Raw genomic sequence first — 13,811 nt, forward strand, 5'->3', positions numbered from 1 at the left:
CCTGGACGCAAATCGCGTCCTAGAGGTAGCTCTCGAACGCGACCCGCTGCGCGGGCGTCAAGTGCAAGCCGTGCTTGGTGCGCCGGTCCAGGAAGTCGGCAGGCCGCCTGGCCCACTCATTCTTGCGGAGATACACCGCTTCGCATTCATAGAACTCACCGCCGAAATGACGGCCGAGGTCTACGGCGCGGCGGACCGGACCCAGCAGTTGGCGCGCGCGCGTCCCATAAAGACGCGCATAGTGATGGATGAGCGTTCGCGGCAAATCGGGATAGTCGCGTGCCAGCCGATTTGCGAACTCATCGAAGCTGCCGCCGATGTCGCCGCCCGGCAGCGGCCGATCCGCGGTCCAGGCCGACGACAGCTTCGGAAACCACGGCGCGAGGCGCTGCAGCGCCTGCTCCGCCAGCCGGCGGTAGGTCGTGATCTTGCCGCCGAAGATCGACAGCAGCGGCGGCACATCCTGCGCGCCATGAACCTCGAACACATAGTCGCGCGTCACGGCCGACGGATTGTCGGCGTTGTCGTCGTAGAGCGGCCGGACCCCGGAGAACGCATGCACGATCTCGCCGGCCTGCGGCGGCGTTCGGAAATAGCGGCGCAAGATCTGCAACAGGTAATCGGTCTCGTCCTCGCCGATCGCGACGTCCTCGGCGCGGCCGTGATAGGGAATGTCCGTGGTGCCGATCAATGCGAGATCGCCCTCATAGGGATTGACGAAGATCACCCGGCGATCGCTGTTCTGCAGCAGATAGGCCTGCGGCCCGCTCCAGAATTTCGGCACCACGATATGGCTGCCCTTGACCAGCCGTACGCTCTGGGCCGAGTTCAGGCCCGCCACGCCCTGGATGACATCCTGAACCCACGGCCCGGCGGCGTTGACCAGCGCGCGCGACCGCACGACCTGCGTTGTGCCGTCGTCGCCGTGCATTTCGAGCAGCCAGGTCCCGCCGTCGCGGCGTGCGCGCACCGCCCGCGTGCGCGGCAGGATGCAGGCGCCGTTCTGCGCGGCATCGATCAAATTGAGGATCACCAGCCTGCTGTCATCGACCCAGCAGTCCGAATATTCGAAGCCTCGCCGGAACTCCCGACGCAGCGGCGCGCCCTCCGGAGCGCACGACAGATCCAGGCTGCGGCTCGCCGGCAGTTGCTTGCGGCCACCGAGATGGTCGTAGAGCAACAGGCCGGTGCGGACCAGCCACGCCGGCCGTTGCTCCGGCGAATGCGGCAGCACGAAGCGCATCGGCCAGATGATATGCGGCGCCGACGCGAGCAGCACCTCGCGCTCGATCAGCGCCTCGCGCACCAGGCGGAACTCGTAATATTCGAGATAGCGCAGTCCGCCATGGATCAGCTTGCCCGAGCGCGACGAGGTGCCCTCGGCGAAATCATTCTTCTCGCAGAGCAGCACCTTCAAGCCGCGGCCGGCGGCGTCGCGGGCGATGCCGGCACCGTTGATGCCGCCACCGATGATGGCGATATCGACCAGCCCGTGATCCGTACCTGCGACCGGCGCAGTGCCCGTCATCGCTTGCTGCTGCGCCTTTTCTCGGCGCGGCGCGGCGCCGCCTTTGCGGTCGCGCGGGCCTTGTTCGGCTTCGGCGCCTGCAGACCGTAAGTGGAGAACCCCTTCGCGGTGTCGGCAATCTCCTCGTCGGTCAGGATGACGCGCGAATCGAGCGCCAGCGAGAGGTAGTACTGACGCGCGATGGTCTCGAGCTCGACCGCGAGCCACATCGCCTTGTCGAGATTGGCGCCGAGCGCGATCATGCCGTGATTGGCGAGCAGGCAGCCATTGCGGCCTTCGAGCGCCGCAATCGCATGATCGGACAATTCCTTGGTGCCGTAGCGCGCATAGCCGGCGCAGCGGATTTCGGTACCGCCGAACGCCGCCATCATGTAATGGCAGGCCGGGATCGGCTTGCGCGCGATCGCGAGCACGGTCGCGTAAGTCGAGTGAGTATGGACGATGGCGCCGACATCGGGCCGGGCGCGCGTGATGTCGAGATGGAAGCGCCATTCGGTGGACGGCTGCAGCGGCCCCTCCCACGCACCATAGTCGCCCTCGAGCGGCATCGAGGCGATCATCTCCGGCTTCATCGAATCGTAGGGGGTCGCCGACGGCGTGATCAGCATCCGGTCCTTGTAGCGGGCGGAGATGTTGCCCGATGTCCCCTGGTTGAGACCCGACGCATTCATCCACTGGCACTTGGCGATGATCGCCTCGCGCAACTGTCGTTCCTCACGGGTCATACGAACTGCCTTTCTCTTCAGCACGGATTGCGTGGCGGCTCGCCGGCCAGGAAGCGACGAACCTCTTCGGCCGCCTGCCCAGCGGCCACGGTGACGGTACGCACGGAGGCGCCGGCGATGTGCGGCGTCAGCGTGACGTTGGGAAGTCGCAAGAGCGGCCAGTCCGCCGGAACCGGCTCGACCGCGAAGGTGTCGAGCATGGCGCCGCCGAGATGCCCCGATGCCAGCGCATCATGCAGCGCTTCGTAGTCGACCAGCGGACCGCGCGCGGTGTTGATCAGGAACGCGCCCGGCTTGATCCGCACCAGAGCCTCGCGCCCGATGAAACGGGTGGTCTCCGGCGTCACCCGGGCGTGCAGCGTGACGACGTCGGCGCGGCCGAGCAATTCGCCGAGCGCGACATGCTCGACGCCGTCATTGCGGTCCTGGGCGCTGAGCTGGACATAGGGATCGGCGACCAGGATCTTGCAGCCGAAGGCCTTCAGCAGCTTGACCACGCGGCTGCCGATCGCGCCGTAGCCGACAATGCCGACCGTCATCTCGCCGAGCTCGCGCCCGGTGCGGTCGGCGCGATAGAGATCGCCGCGCCATTCCCCGCCTCGCAGCGCCTCGTGACCACTGCGGATCAGGCGTGTCTCGGCCAGAATGGCGCCGATCGTGAACTCCGCGACCGCACCCGCATTGCGGCCGGGCGTATTGACCACCAGCACGTTGTGGTCGCGCGCCGCCTGCATGTCGATGTTGACCGGGCCGCCGCGCGACACCGCGATGAACTTCAGCTTCGGCAACCGCTCCAGCATCGACCGCGAGATCGGCGCCAGATGGGTGACGAGCAGTTCGGCATCGCCGATGAAGCCGATGATCTCGTCGGGCTGCCCCATGAATTCCTTCAGACCGTCGAGCTTCGAGCCGGCGTAACCGTGCTCCATCGGCTCGTCCGGCCACGGCTGCTCCAGGGTGCGGATATCGACGCCATCGCCGCAGGCTGACCGGATGTGCTCGGCGAACACCGAGGGCAGCATGAAGCGGTCGCCGACAATGGCGATGGACTTAGACATGATCGCCTCCGGCGCGCAGCGCAGCGAGTTGCTTCCAGACCGGCCGCGACGCCAGCCTTGCCTCGAGATAGGTCGGGAAGATGCTGGCATAGCGCTTCGCCAGCGCAGCGTCCGGCGATTGCGGCGCACTGAGATGCGGCGCGACCCACTGCTCGGCGCAGGCGCGCATGTCGGGATAGGCATCGATCGCGACCGCCGCGATCATCGCAGCGCCCGCGGCGCCGGCCTCGGCGCGGCTGCAGATCCGGACGTCGCAATCCAGCGCGGCCCCGAGGATGGCGCCAAGCGCACGGCTCTTCGCCGCGCCGCCTGTGATCCTGACATCGCGCGGCAGCGACCCCATCGCCGTGTAACAATCCCGTGCGGCGAAGGCCAGGCCCTCCATCACGCCGCGCATCAGGTCGCCATAGCGGTGGCGCGACCGCAAGCCGAAGAATTGCGCGCTGGCCTCATGCGCGACGAACGGACCACGCTCGCCGGCATCGGAGATGAACGGGTGGAACAGCACCTCGCCGGGCCTCGCCCGCAGCACCTGATCGTCGAGCCGGCGGATCAGTTCGGCGCGCGTGCGCGTCACGCCTTCCGCCGCCAGCATGTCGCAGGCGAGATCGAGCATCCAGTCAATGTTCAGCGTCGCCGCCATGTTGGACTGCATTTGGGCATAATGACCGGGCACGGGGAACGGCATGGTATAGCCGGTTGCCTCCCGATTCAGTGTCACCGCGTCGGCGCTCGGTACCAGCCGCATATGCATGCCGGTCGACCCGATGATGGTGCAGCCGACATCGGGTGACGGATCGTAGAGCCCGGCGCCGAGCGCATTGCAGATCACGTCCACATAGCCGAGGCAGACCGGCACACCTTCCGGCAGGCCGATCTCGATGGCGGCGGCCGCGGTCAGCGGATGCGTCATGACCGCGCCGTCAACGACCGGCGGGAACAGGCGCGTCAGGTCGGCGATACCGATCAACCGCGCGGTCTCTGCGTCGAATGCTCGCTTGCGGAAATCGCCGCAGGAGAACGTGGCTTCCGACGGATCGGTTGCGCGTTCACCGGTGAGCAGGAAATAAAGCCAGTCCTTGCAGTGGAAGGCCGTGGTCGCGCTGGCGATCGTGTCGGGCATGTGGGCCTGCAGCCACGCCAGTTGCGGCCCTTGCTGGCAGGCATTGAGCCCGGAGCCGGTTCGACGGTAAAGGATCGCGTTGTGCTCGCCACCGCGAATCGCCTCGACCAGCCGCCCGGCGCGCGAGTCGAGCCACAGCAGCGCCGGCGCGACCGGCCGGCCGTCGTCATCGATCAGCCAGGTGCCGTCGCCCTGCCCGGTCACCGCGACGGCCGCGATCCGCGCCGACAGGTCAGGCACGGACTTCGCCAGCGCACGAATGACCGCGACCGTATCGCTCCAGGTCTGCGCCATGTCCTGCTCGACATGGCCGCCGGCCAGGCTGCTGTACGCATTCGGCCGCGAGACATCTGCGAGTTGCTCGCCGGTCAGCGTGAACGCCACCGCCTTGATCAGGGAGGTGCCGGCGTCAATGCCGATGATAACGTCGCGGCTGGCCGAAGCGGTCATCGTCACGCTCCCTCCGCATGGCGAATGTAGGTTCCGTCGCTGCCAAAGATGTGCAGGTGACGCGGCTCCAGCGCAAACGAGATGATCTCTCCCGGCCGCGCGGCGACACGGCCCGGTATGACCGCGATCAGCATGCGGCCACCGCAATCGCCGGCGACATGCGATTGATCGCCGAGCCACTGGTTGGAGACGACCTTGACCCTGACGTCACCGGTCCCGACCACGATCTTCTGCGGACGAATGCCGATCCGCACCTGCGGCGTGGCCGCGAGCGTCTTCGCCGCCTCAACGTCGAGTCCGGCGCCGGCGATATCGAAACCCATGTCGGTTCCGACCGACAGACGGAAGCCGCCATCGGACCGCGTCACCTCGGCGTCGAGCAGGTTCATCGGCGGCTCGCCGATGAAGCTTGCAACGAACAGATTGGCCGGTCGGCCCTTCAGCTCCTTCTCGCTGGCGAACTGCTGCAGCAGGCCGCCTTCCATGACAGCGATGCGGTCGGCCAGCGCACTCGCTTCGGTCTGGTCGTGGGTGACGAAGATCGCGGTCATGCCGCGCTCGGCAAGCAGGCTCTTGATCCGGCCGCGCAGCACCGCGCGCAGCTGCGGTTCGAGCTGCCCCATTGGCTCATCGAGCAGATAGAGATCGGCGTCGCGCACCAGCGCCCGCGCCAGCGACACGCGCTGCTGCTGGCCGCCTGAGATCGCGCGCGGATAGCTGTCGAGGATGTCCTCGATCTCGACCAGACGGGCGATCTCGCCGACGCGACGCGTCACCTCGGCTCGCGGCAACTGGGCAGATTTCAGCGCGAACGCGATGTTCTCGCGGACCGTGAGCGGCGGATAGAGCGAGTAGCCCTCGAACGCCATCGCGACCTTGCGCCGCGCCGGCGGCAGCTCGTGGATCCGCCGCCCGCCGAGCGCGATCGATCCGGCGGAGACGTCCTCGAAGCCTGCGATCATGCGCAATGTCGAGGTCTTGCCGCAGCCCGACGATCCCAGCAGTGCGACGATCTCGCCTTTTTCGACCGCCATGTCGAGCGCGCGCACCGCGTGCACCGGCTCCTTGCCGCGGCTGCGATAGACCTTGTCGATGCCTCGAAGCTCGAGCGTGTCCATGACCATTCGCTCCTATGCCGCCTTGAGCCGGTGCGACGCCCCGATCCGCAGCCCGGTGGCGCGATCGAACAGCATCGCGGCGTCGGGCGCAAAGCGAACGAAAATAGCATCGTCAGCCGCGCCTTGCGGCGCATCCGGCGGTAGCGCCGCCAGCCACTCCGTGCCGTCGGCAAGACGGAGCAGCAGCACCGCCTTCTCGTGCATCGGCGTGATCGCGAGAATGCGCGCCGGGATGGCGTCGTCGGTGGATGCAGACGAGACCACGAGATCCTCGGGCCGGACGCCCAGCCAACATGCACCGGCAGGTGCTGCGCCATCGGCCGCGCCGAGCCGGATCCTGGCGCCGGCGATGTCAGCCGACAGCATGCCGTGCTCCGCTACTGGCGAGACTTCCGCGAGGTTGACGGTCGGATCGCCGAACAGGCGCGCGACCGCGACCGATGCGGGTTGGGCATAGATATCGGTCGGCGTCGCGACCTGCGCGAGCCGGCCGTCGATCAAGACCGCGATGCGGTCGGCGATCGCCATCGCCTCGCGATAGTCCTGGGTCACGTAGAGCACCGCGGCAGTGCCGCGACGCAGCAGGTTCGGCAGCTCGAGCCGCATCTCGTAGCGCAGCTTGGCGTCGACATTGCGCAGGGGATCATCCAGCAGCAGGACATCCGGATTGCCGATCAGCGCCCGTGCCAGCGCCGTGCGCTGCTTCTGTCCGTTCGACAATTCGCGCGGCGCGTGACCGAGCACGTGCTCGATCTTGAGCAGCCTGCTGATCGCGGCAACGCGACCGGCGACATCGCCGCCGCCGGCCCTGGCGCGCAGGCCGCTTGCGATATTGTCGCGGGCGGTCATGTGCGGGAACAAGGCAAAGTTCTGGAATGCCATGCCGATCCCGCGCCGCTCGGGCGGAGCACCGACGACCGAGCGGCCGCCGACCAGGATGTCGCCGTCGTCGGGCTCGAACATGCCCGCGATCATGCGCAGCAGCACGGTCTTGCCGCTGCCGGACGGTCCGAACACCGCCACGATCTCGCCTGGCTCGACCGCCAGCGACAATCCGTCGGCGGGCCGTGCCGCACCGAATGCTTTGCTCACCGAGTTGATCTCGAGACGCGCCATTGGATCAGCCTTTCACCGCGCCGAGCGAGAGACCCTCGACCAGGTAGCGCTGTGCATAGAGCGCGAGCAACAGGGTCGGCGTCACCGACAGCACGATCGCCGCCGCGATCTGGCCGTACTGTATACCTGACGCGGTGACGAAGGCGAGCGCGCCGACCGTCACCGGCTGCTTGTCGGCGGAGGCCAGGATCAGCGCGAAGACGAAATTGTTCCAGCAGAAGATGAACGACAGCAGCCCCGCCGCGGCGATCCCCGGCCCCGCCAGCGGCACCGCGATCCTGGTGAAGGCCTCGCGCCAGGAATGCCCGGCCAGTCGGTAGGCATGCTCGATATCAGGGCTGATATCCTCGAAATAGCCGCGCACGATCCACAGGATCAGCGGCAGCGCGATCAACTGATAGACCCAGACGATCCCGAAATAGGTGTCGTTCAGTCCGAGCTCCTGGTAGTACAGCGACAGCGGCAGCAGCACGAGCAGCGGCGGCGCGAAGCGGAACGACAGCAGCGTGAAGGCGATGCTCTCGCCGAGGCGGAATTTGAAGCGCGCAAAGGCGTAGGCCGCCGGGACGCCGAGCAGCAGCGCCAGCAGCACCGCCGCGCTCGACAGCACGACGCTGTTGAAGAGGTTGCGCATGAAGGAGATCTGCAGATTGCCCGCCGCGGTGCGCAGCTGGCCGGAGATCAGCGCCTCGTAATTGGCAAGCGTCGGCTCGAACAGGATACGCGGCGGGATCCGCAGGATCTGCTCATTGGTCTGGAACGACATCAGGAAGATCCAGACGATCGGAAACATGAAGAAGATCAGGATCAGCGCGAGCGCCACGCCGCGGAAGATGCGACCGGCAAGGCTGGAATGTTCCATTGCGCCTCTCCCCGTCACGCGTGGCCGTGCGCACGCGCGCGCAGCCGCAGCCAGTTCTTGATGAAGATGTTCGACAGGATGTTGGTGATGAGCCAGAGGATCATCAACAGCGCCGCCGATCTGCCGACATTGGTGTACTGGAAGAACTCCAGATAGGCCTGCACCTGGAACACCATCAGCCGGTCGCCCGGCCCGCCCTGCGTCATCGCATAGATGATGTCGAACTGCTGGATCGAATCGAGCAGCCGGAACAGCGACGCCGTGATGATGTAGGGCGCCAGCATCGGCAGCGTGATGCGGAAGAACACGAAGCTCGCCGGCACGCCGTCGAGTGCCGCGGCTTCGAACGGCTGCCGCGGCAGCGAGCGCAGCCCCGCCAGCAGCAGGATCATGATGAACGGCGTGTAGACCCAGACATCGACCAGCACGACCGTGAACAGCGCACTCGATGGATCGGAGGCCCATTTGAAATCGGTGACGCCGAACAGGCCGACCAGATAGGACAGGATGCCGAAGCTCGGATTGGTCATCAGCTTCCACATCAGCGCGGCGATCGCCGGCGCCGTCATCAGCGGCAGCAGCAGCATGATCGACACTGCATTGTGGAAGCGGGTCGGCCGGCGCAGCAGCAGCGCGATGCCAAGACCGAGCAGCAGCTCGAGCACGACCGTGACCACAGTATAGGTGATCGAGACGCGGAACGTATTCCAGAACGCCGGGTCGGACAGGAAGTCGATGTAGTTTCCGAGGCCGATGAAGCCGCGCAGATGAGGCAGGTTCAGCCGGTAGCGCTGCAGCGAGTAGACCGCCGCGGTCACGAACGGAACCAGGATCGCCACGCAGACGAGCAGCGCCGGCAGGCTGAGCAGATAGGGCAAGAGGCGCACGCGCGGCCTTGGTTTGGCCGGCGCTGCCTGCGCGTTCGTCTGGAGGAGTTGGACCATGCTCATGATGATAAGAGATCACGTTCGGCTGGCAAACGCCGCCGGCTCGGATGGGACAAGGGTCCGAGCCGGCGGATGGGTGCGGTGCGGGGGATCAGGCACCGCACAGTTGATCCGTCAGCCGAGACCGGCCTGCTTGAGCTGGCGGTTGATGCTGTCGGCGAGCTTGTCGAGCCCTTCGTCGACGCTGACCTCCTTGGCCACCATCTTCTGCAGCGAAGCGGCCCATTCCGTCGTCAGGTCGAAGAACAGCGGCTGCGCCGTGAAGTAGATCTTGGCGCCGGGCGACGACATGTCGTGCTGCTCGAGATAGCCGGGATAGGATTTCGCGATGCGGTCGCGGAATTCGCTGTCCTTCCACACCGATGCGCGCACCGGATTGACGAAGTCCATCTTGCGCGCGCCGAACAGATCGTGCTCGACGGATGCCGCCCACTGCATGAACAGCCAGGCCGCCTCCTTCTGCTTGGAGAAGCTCGACATCGCGAGCGACCAGATCCAGACGTTCGGGGTCGGCGCCTTGGCGGCCGGATTGGCCGCGAACGGCGCATAGCCAAGATGCCCCTTCTCCTTGTTGTCGCCGCCGTTCATGAAGTAGCCGAGGATGTCGGCGTCGAAGATCATGCCCGAGGCGCCGGCGCCGAGATCGGTGCCGACCTGGTACCAAGTGTAGGTCGACCAGTTTTTCGGGCCCGAGGTCTGGATCATCTTGACCCATTTGTCGTGGAAATCCTTCGAGGCCTTGGTGTTCATCGCGGCCTTCAGCTTGCCGCCCTCCATCACGAAATCCTTCTGGCCGAAGTTCGAATAGGCCGACAGGAAACCGGGATGGATGGTCGCCCAGGAGCGCGAGCCGCGCACGCCGACGCCGTAGGGACCGCCGGCGTCCTTGGTGATCTTGGCCGCGACCTCCAGCATCTCGTCGAGGTTCTTCGGCGGCTTGACGCCGACCTTGTCGAAGACGTTGCGGTTGTAGGTGATGTTGTTGAGCTCATAGCCCCAGGGGATGCACCACTGCTTGGCCTTGCCCGAGCCGAGCTCGGAGCCGGCGACGCCGTCCCACGCGGTCGAGGCGCGCAGGCCCGGAAGCACGTCGTCCCAGGCGAAGGCCGGATTGGTCTTGGCGGGGTCCTTGATGTAGGTGTTGAGGTCTTCGATCCAGCCCGCCGGACCATAGGTCCAGGTCATGTAGGCGCCGGTCATGAAGGCATCGTACTGGTCCGACTTCGACGACAGCGCCGCCGTCACCTTGTCGAAATAGACGTCCTCCGGGAAGATGTCGTAGGTGACGTTCATGCCGGTGAGCGTCTTGAACGCCTCGATGTCGCCGATCATCGCGTCGACATAGGGGTGCTTGTTGAGCAGCAGCTTGACGCTCTTGCCGCTCTGGGCCTTCCAGTTGAAGTCGGCGGCCATCGCCTTCGACATCGAGGAGGCGAAAGCGGCGTTGGCGGCGATCCCCGCGATGCCGAGCTTGGCGGCGCCGTCCAGGAGATCGCGGCGGCTGATGCGTTTGGCAGCGTAGGAGTCGAACAGATTCTTCTCGCGATCGAACATGTATTTCCTCTCCTTGTTGACGCTTTGTTTTATGTGTCCTTCCGGGTCTTGCTTCTTGTCTTGCCGGATGTGGTCTCCGGCTTGTCGGTGGCGAGCGCCTTTGCGGTCGCTTCGTCGATGATGAGGCCGTGCAGAACGCCGCTGCGCAGCACGCCGCGCAGCGCGGTCACCTTGGCCGGCCCGCCGGCGATGGCGACGATCCGGTGCTTCCTGAGGTCGGGCATGCTCATGGAGGTAGCGCGGGCCGACAGATCGGTGTCCAGCACCGTTCCGTCGGCGCTGAAGAAATGCCCGAGCAGGTCGGCGCAGGCGCCGACACGCTTCAGCTCGACGACCTCGTCGGGCTTGATCATGCCGCTCGACACCAGGAAGCCGTCGCGGCTGACCTGGCCGATGCCGACGAACAGCAGCGAGGCCTTGCGCGCCAGCGCGAAAACGTCGGCGATGCCGAATTGCTGCATCAGCACGGCGCGATCGGCGACCGAATTGGCGAACACCGGCACCGGCAGCAGATAGGCTTCCGCGCCGGTGCGCTCGGCGAGCTTGTGAATCACGTCGAACGGATTGGCGGCAAATTTCCGCGTCAGCCCGCCGAGCAGTGACACGAACTGCGCGTCGCGCGCCGGCGTCTGCGGCATCTGCTCAACGACCGCCGCGAGCGTGCGGCCATGGCCGAAGCCGATCACCTTGTCCTGGCCGCGCTCCAGGATCTGGCGCAGGAAGCTCGCGCCTTCCAGCGCCAGCGCCTTCAGCGGCAGATCGCCCTCGCCGAGATCAGGCGCGACGCGGCAGAACGAGAGGCCGAAGCGCTGCGCGAGATCGTTCTCGAGCGCGACGCATTCGGCGACCGGCCCCTCGACGAACACGCGGATCATGCCCTCGCGGCTGGCGCGTGCGATCAGGCGATGCGCCTTGGTGCTCTGGATGTTGAGGCGGTCGGCGACCTCGGACTGGGTGAGCCCCGCCGCGAAATACAGCCACGCTGCGCGCGTCGCGAGCGACGCCTCGCCGTCGATCACCGGCAGCCTGTCGGGCGGGGGTGCCATATCAGGAAAAGTCCGCTTGCAAATTTCTTCACGTCCTGCAAAAAATTGCAGAGGCCGAACGGGGCGTCAATCCCCCAAACGTGCTGCAGCGCAACCAATGTCGTCGCGCGCGCACCAGAGAGCGATGAGGTCGCATGGGAGGTCTGTATCTCGGCATCGACGTCGGAACCGGCGGCGTGCGCGCTTGTGCAATCGATGCGCAGGCCGCCATCCGCGGCTTTGCGTCCGTCGCGCTGGCTGCACCGCGCGTCGACGGCAACGCCATCGACCAGACACCAGAGCTGTGGTGGCAAGCCGCGACGGCGGCCATCCGCAAGCTCGGCGAGACCGTCGCTCTCGGCGACGTCACGCGCATCGTCGTCGACGGCACGTCGGGCACGCTGTTGCTGGTCGACGCCGCCGGCCGCCCCTGCTCGCCGGGGCTGATGTACAATGATGCCCGCGCCACGCGTGAGGCGACGCGCGTCGCGGCGGTCGCCCCGCGCGAGAGCGGCGCGCATGGCGCGAGCAGCGCGCTCGCCAAGCTGCTCTATCTGCAGAATGACGGCTATGTCGGCGATGCGCGCCACGCCGTTCACCAGGCGGACTGGATCGCCGGCCGGCTCGCGAACCATCACGGCATCAGCGACGAGAACAACGCGCTGAAGCTCGGCTACGACCCGGTCGCGCGCGCCTGGCCATCCTGGCTCGAACAGCTCGGCGTGCGCGACGATCTGCTCCCCGAAGTGCTGGTGCCGGGCACGCCATTTTCCGAGATGGATCCGCAGATCGCGCGGTCGCTAGGACTGCCGCTCACGGCGCAGGTCTCCGCCGGCACCACCGATGGCGTTGCGGCCTTCATCGCGACGCGCGCCGACCAGCCGGGCGATGCCGTCACCTCGCTCGGCACGACGCTGGTGGTGAAGCAGCTTGCGACCCAGCCGATCTTCGCGGCCGACCAAGGCGTCTATTCGCACCGGCTCGGCGAGCGCTGGCTTGCCGGCGGCGCCTCGAACTCCGGCGGCGCCGCTTTGCTGGTGCATTTCACCGCCGCCGAGATGGAGCGGCTGACACCGCAGCTGACGCCGGACCAGCCGACCGGGCTCGACTACTATCCGCTGCCAAAACCCGGCGAACGCTTTCCGATCGCCGATCCAGCGTTGGCCGCGCGGGTCACGCCGCGTCCTGCGGAAGATTGCCGCTTCTTCCAGGGTCTGCTCGAGGGCATCGCCTCGGTGGAAGCCCTCGCCTACCGCCAGCTGGCGCGGCTCGGTGCGCCGCGCCTGCGCCGCGTCATCGCCATCGGCGGCGGCGCGAAGAACGACGCCTGGACCAGCATCCGGCACCGCGTTCTCGGCGTTCCCGTCTCGGTCGCCGAGCAGACCGAAGCAAGCTACGGCGCCGCGCTGCTCGCGCTGAACGGAGGCCTGCCATGAAGGCCGATGCGACCGCGATCGCCGGCCTTCACGCCATCGTCGACCGCTTCGATCATGTGCTGCTCGACCAGTGGGGCACGCTGCATGAGGGGCTGGCGGTGTTCCCCGCGGCGCTGGAGTGCGTGGCGCGGCTGCGCGAAGCCGGCAAGCGGATCCTGGTCCTGTCCAACTCCGGCAAGCGCGCCGGCAGCAACCAGCGGCGGCTCGCGACGCTCGGTCTGCCGCCCGACGCCTATGACGGCGTGTTGTCCTCGGGCGAGGTCACCTGGCGCGGCCTGCATGCGCGCGAGCAGGCGCCCTTTGCCGAGCTCGGACGCGCCTGCTTCCTGATCTCGCGCGACGGTGACCGCTCGATCGTCGACGACACCGACCTTGTGGTGGTCTCGAACATGCGCGAGGCCGATTTCATCCTGCTCGGCGGTCTCGACGATGATGCGGCCGAGCCCGAGCGATGGCGTGAGCCGCTGGCAACCGCTGCCGCACGCCAACTGCCGATGCTGTGCGCCAATCCCGATCTGGTGATGTTCGGGGTCGCGGGCCTGATCCCCGCGCCGGGCGCGCTCGCCGCATTCTACCATTCGCTCGGCGGCACCGCGCTGTTCGTCGGCAAGCCGCATCCGCCGATGTTTGCCGCCGCGCTCGACCAATTGGGACGGCCGCCGCCGGACCGGATCCTCGTCATCGGCGACTCCCTCGATCACGATATCGCCGGCGGACGCACCGCCGGCATGCTGACCCTGCTGATCGGCTCCGGCGCCCACCGCGCGACGCTTGCGCAGGCGAGCGATCTGCCGCGGGCGATCCAGACCGTGGCCGGCACAGCGGCGCGGATGCCGCACTGGACGATGGACCATCTGACCTGGTGAGAA

12 protein-coding genes are annotated in these 13,811 nt (G+C 66.9%); 2 read left to right on the forward strand and 10 right to left on the reverse strand.

The window, feature by feature from the left end; translation table 11 throughout:
* Positions 1-19: 19 nt before the first annotated feature.
* The 10 genes from ACZBJS_RS10540 to ACZBJS_RS10585 form a co-directional block, all read right to left on the reverse strand.
* Positions 20-1,528, reverse strand: a complete 1,509-nt coding sequence (locus ACZBJS_RS10540; RefSeq protein WP_316396308.1) for a glycerol-3-phosphate dehydrogenase — start codon at positions 1,526-1,528, stop codon at positions 20-22.
* On the reverse strand, positions 1,525-2,253 hold the full coding sequence (locus tag ACZBJS_RS10545) for a class II aldolase/adducin family protein (protein ID WP_168856289.1): 729 nt from the start codon (positions 2,251-2,253) through the stop codon (positions 1,525-1,527). The genes ACZBJS_RS10540 and ACZBJS_RS10545 overlap by 4 nt, the downstream gene beginning before the upstream one ends.
* Before the next feature lie 17 nt (positions 2,254-2,270).
* Positions 2,271-3,311: a 2-hydroxyacid dehydrogenase gene (locus tag ACZBJS_RS10550; RefSeq protein WP_253638976.1), complete on the reverse strand. Its 1,041-nt coding sequence runs from the start codon at positions 3,309-3,311 to the stop codon at positions 2,271-2,273.
* Positions 3,304-4,884 (reverse strand): FGGY-family carbohydrate kinase, encoded by a 1,581-nt coding sequence (locus ACZBJS_RS10555; RefSeq protein ID WP_168856287.1) that lies wholly within the window; start codon positions 4,882-4,884, stop codon positions 3,304-3,306. The genes ACZBJS_RS10550 and ACZBJS_RS10555 overlap by 8 nt, the downstream gene beginning before the upstream one ends.
* A gap of 2 nt (positions 4,885-4,886) precedes the next feature.
* Entirely contained in the window at positions 4,887-6,002 is a 1,116-nt protein-coding gene (locus ACZBJS_RS10560; protein WP_463438698.1) for an ABC transporter ATP-binding protein, read from the reverse strand.
* A 12-nt stretch (positions 6,003-6,014) separates the two neighbouring features.
* Positions 6,015-7,118 (reverse strand): ABC transporter ATP-binding protein, encoded by a 1,104-nt coding sequence (locus ACZBJS_RS10565; protein ID WP_253638973.1) that lies wholly within the window; start codon positions 7,116-7,118, stop codon positions 6,015-6,017.
* A gap of 4 nt (positions 7,119-7,122) precedes the next feature.
* Positions 7,123-7,980 carry a carbohydrate ABC transporter permease gene (locus ACZBJS_RS10570; protein WP_057021036.1) on the reverse strand — a complete coding sequence of 286 codons (858 nt, stop codon included), beginning with the start codon at positions 7,978-7,980 and terminating at the stop codon, positions 7,123-7,125.
* A gap of 14 nt (positions 7,981-7,994) precedes the next feature.
* Positions 7,995-8,924, reverse strand: a complete 930-nt coding sequence (locus ACZBJS_RS10575; RefSeq protein WP_316396303.1) for a carbohydrate ABC transporter permease — start codon at positions 8,922-8,924, stop codon at positions 7,995-7,997.
* A gap of 117 nt (positions 8,925-9,041) precedes the next feature.
* Positions 9,042-10,481: an extracellular solute-binding protein gene (locus ACZBJS_RS10580; RefSeq protein WP_028335671.1), complete on the reverse strand. Its 1,440-nt coding sequence runs from the start codon at positions 10,479-10,481 to the stop codon at positions 9,042-9,044.
* Positions 10,482-10,510: 29 nt separating this feature from the next.
* Positions 10,511-11,527 carry a sugar-binding transcriptional regulator gene (locus tag ACZBJS_RS10585; protein WP_076823802.1) on the reverse strand — a complete coding sequence of 339 codons (1,017 nt, stop codon included), beginning with the start codon at positions 11,525-11,527 and terminating at the stop codon, positions 10,511-10,513.
* A 134-nt stretch (positions 11,528-11,661) separates the two neighbouring features.
* On the opposite strand from ACZBJS_RS10585, the gene ACZBJS_RS10590 reads away from it, so the two are divergent.
* Both ACZBJS_RS10590 and ACZBJS_RS10595 read left to right on the forward strand, forming a co-directional pair.
* Positions 11,662-12,942, forward strand: a complete 1,281-nt coding sequence (locus ACZBJS_RS10590; protein ID WP_253638971.1) for an FGGY-family carbohydrate kinase — start codon at positions 11,662-11,664, stop codon at positions 12,940-12,942.
* Positions 12,939-13,808 carry a TIGR01459 family HAD-type hydrolase gene (locus ACZBJS_RS10595; RefSeq protein WP_316396301.1) on the forward strand — a complete coding sequence of 290 codons (870 nt, stop codon included), beginning with the start codon at positions 12,939-12,941 and terminating at the stop codon, positions 13,806-13,808. The genes ACZBJS_RS10590 and ACZBJS_RS10595 overlap by 4 nt, the downstream gene beginning before the upstream one ends.
* Positions 13,809-13,811 lie beyond the last annotated feature (3 nt).

It is taken from the genome of Bradyrhizobium sp. KZN70725 (assembly GCF_055264925.1).

Excerpts from the sequence above, each read along its gene's own strand:
- ACZBJS_RS10540 (WP_316396308.1), bottom strand. The coding sequence starts at position 1,528 with ATGACGGGCACTGCGCCGGTCGCAGGTACGGATCACGGGCTGGTCGAT.
- ACZBJS_RS10545 (WP_168856289.1), bottom strand. The coding sequence starts at position 2,253 with ATGACCCGTGAGGAACGACAGTTGCGCGAGGCGATCATCGCCAAGTGC.
- ACZBJS_RS10550 (WP_253638976.1), bottom strand. The coding sequence starts at position 3,311 with ATGTCTAAGTCCATCGCCATTGTCGGCGACCGCTTCATGCTGCCCTCG.
- ACZBJS_RS10555 (WP_168856287.1), bottom strand. The coding sequence starts at position 4,884 with ATGACCGCTTCGGCCAGCCGCGACGTTATCATCGGCATTGACGCCGGC.
- ACZBJS_RS10560 (WP_463438698.1), bottom strand. The coding sequence starts at position 6,002 with ATGGACACGCTCGAGCTTCGAGGCATCGACAAGGTCTATCGCAGCCGC.
- ACZBJS_RS10565 (WP_253638973.1), bottom strand. The coding sequence starts at position 7,118 with ATGGCGCGTCTCGAGATCAACTCGGTGAGCAAAGCATTCGGTGCGGCA.
- ACZBJS_RS10570 (WP_057021036.1), bottom strand. The coding sequence starts at position 7,980 with ATGGAACATTCCAGCCTTGCCGGTCGCATCTTCCGCGGCGTGGCGCTC.
- ACZBJS_RS10575 (WP_316396303.1), bottom strand. The coding sequence starts at position 8,924 with ATGGTCCAACTCCTCCAGACGAACGCGCAGGCAGCGCCGGCCAAACCA.
- ACZBJS_RS10580 (WP_028335671.1), bottom strand. The coding sequence starts at position 10,481 with ATGTTCGATCGCGAGAAGAATCTGTTCGACTCCTACGCTGCCAAACGC.
- ACZBJS_RS10585 (WP_076823802.1), bottom strand. The coding sequence starts at position 11,527 with ATGGCACCCCCGCCCGACAGGCTGCCGGTGATCGACGGCGAGGCGTCG.
- ACZBJS_RS10590 (WP_253638971.1), top strand. The coding sequence starts at position 11,662 with ATGGGAGGTCTGTATCTCGGCATCGACGTCGGAACCGGCGGCGTGCGC.
- ACZBJS_RS10595 (WP_316396301.1), top strand. The coding sequence starts at position 12,939 with ATGAAGGCCGATGCGACCGCGATCGCCGGCCTTCACGCCATCGTCGAC.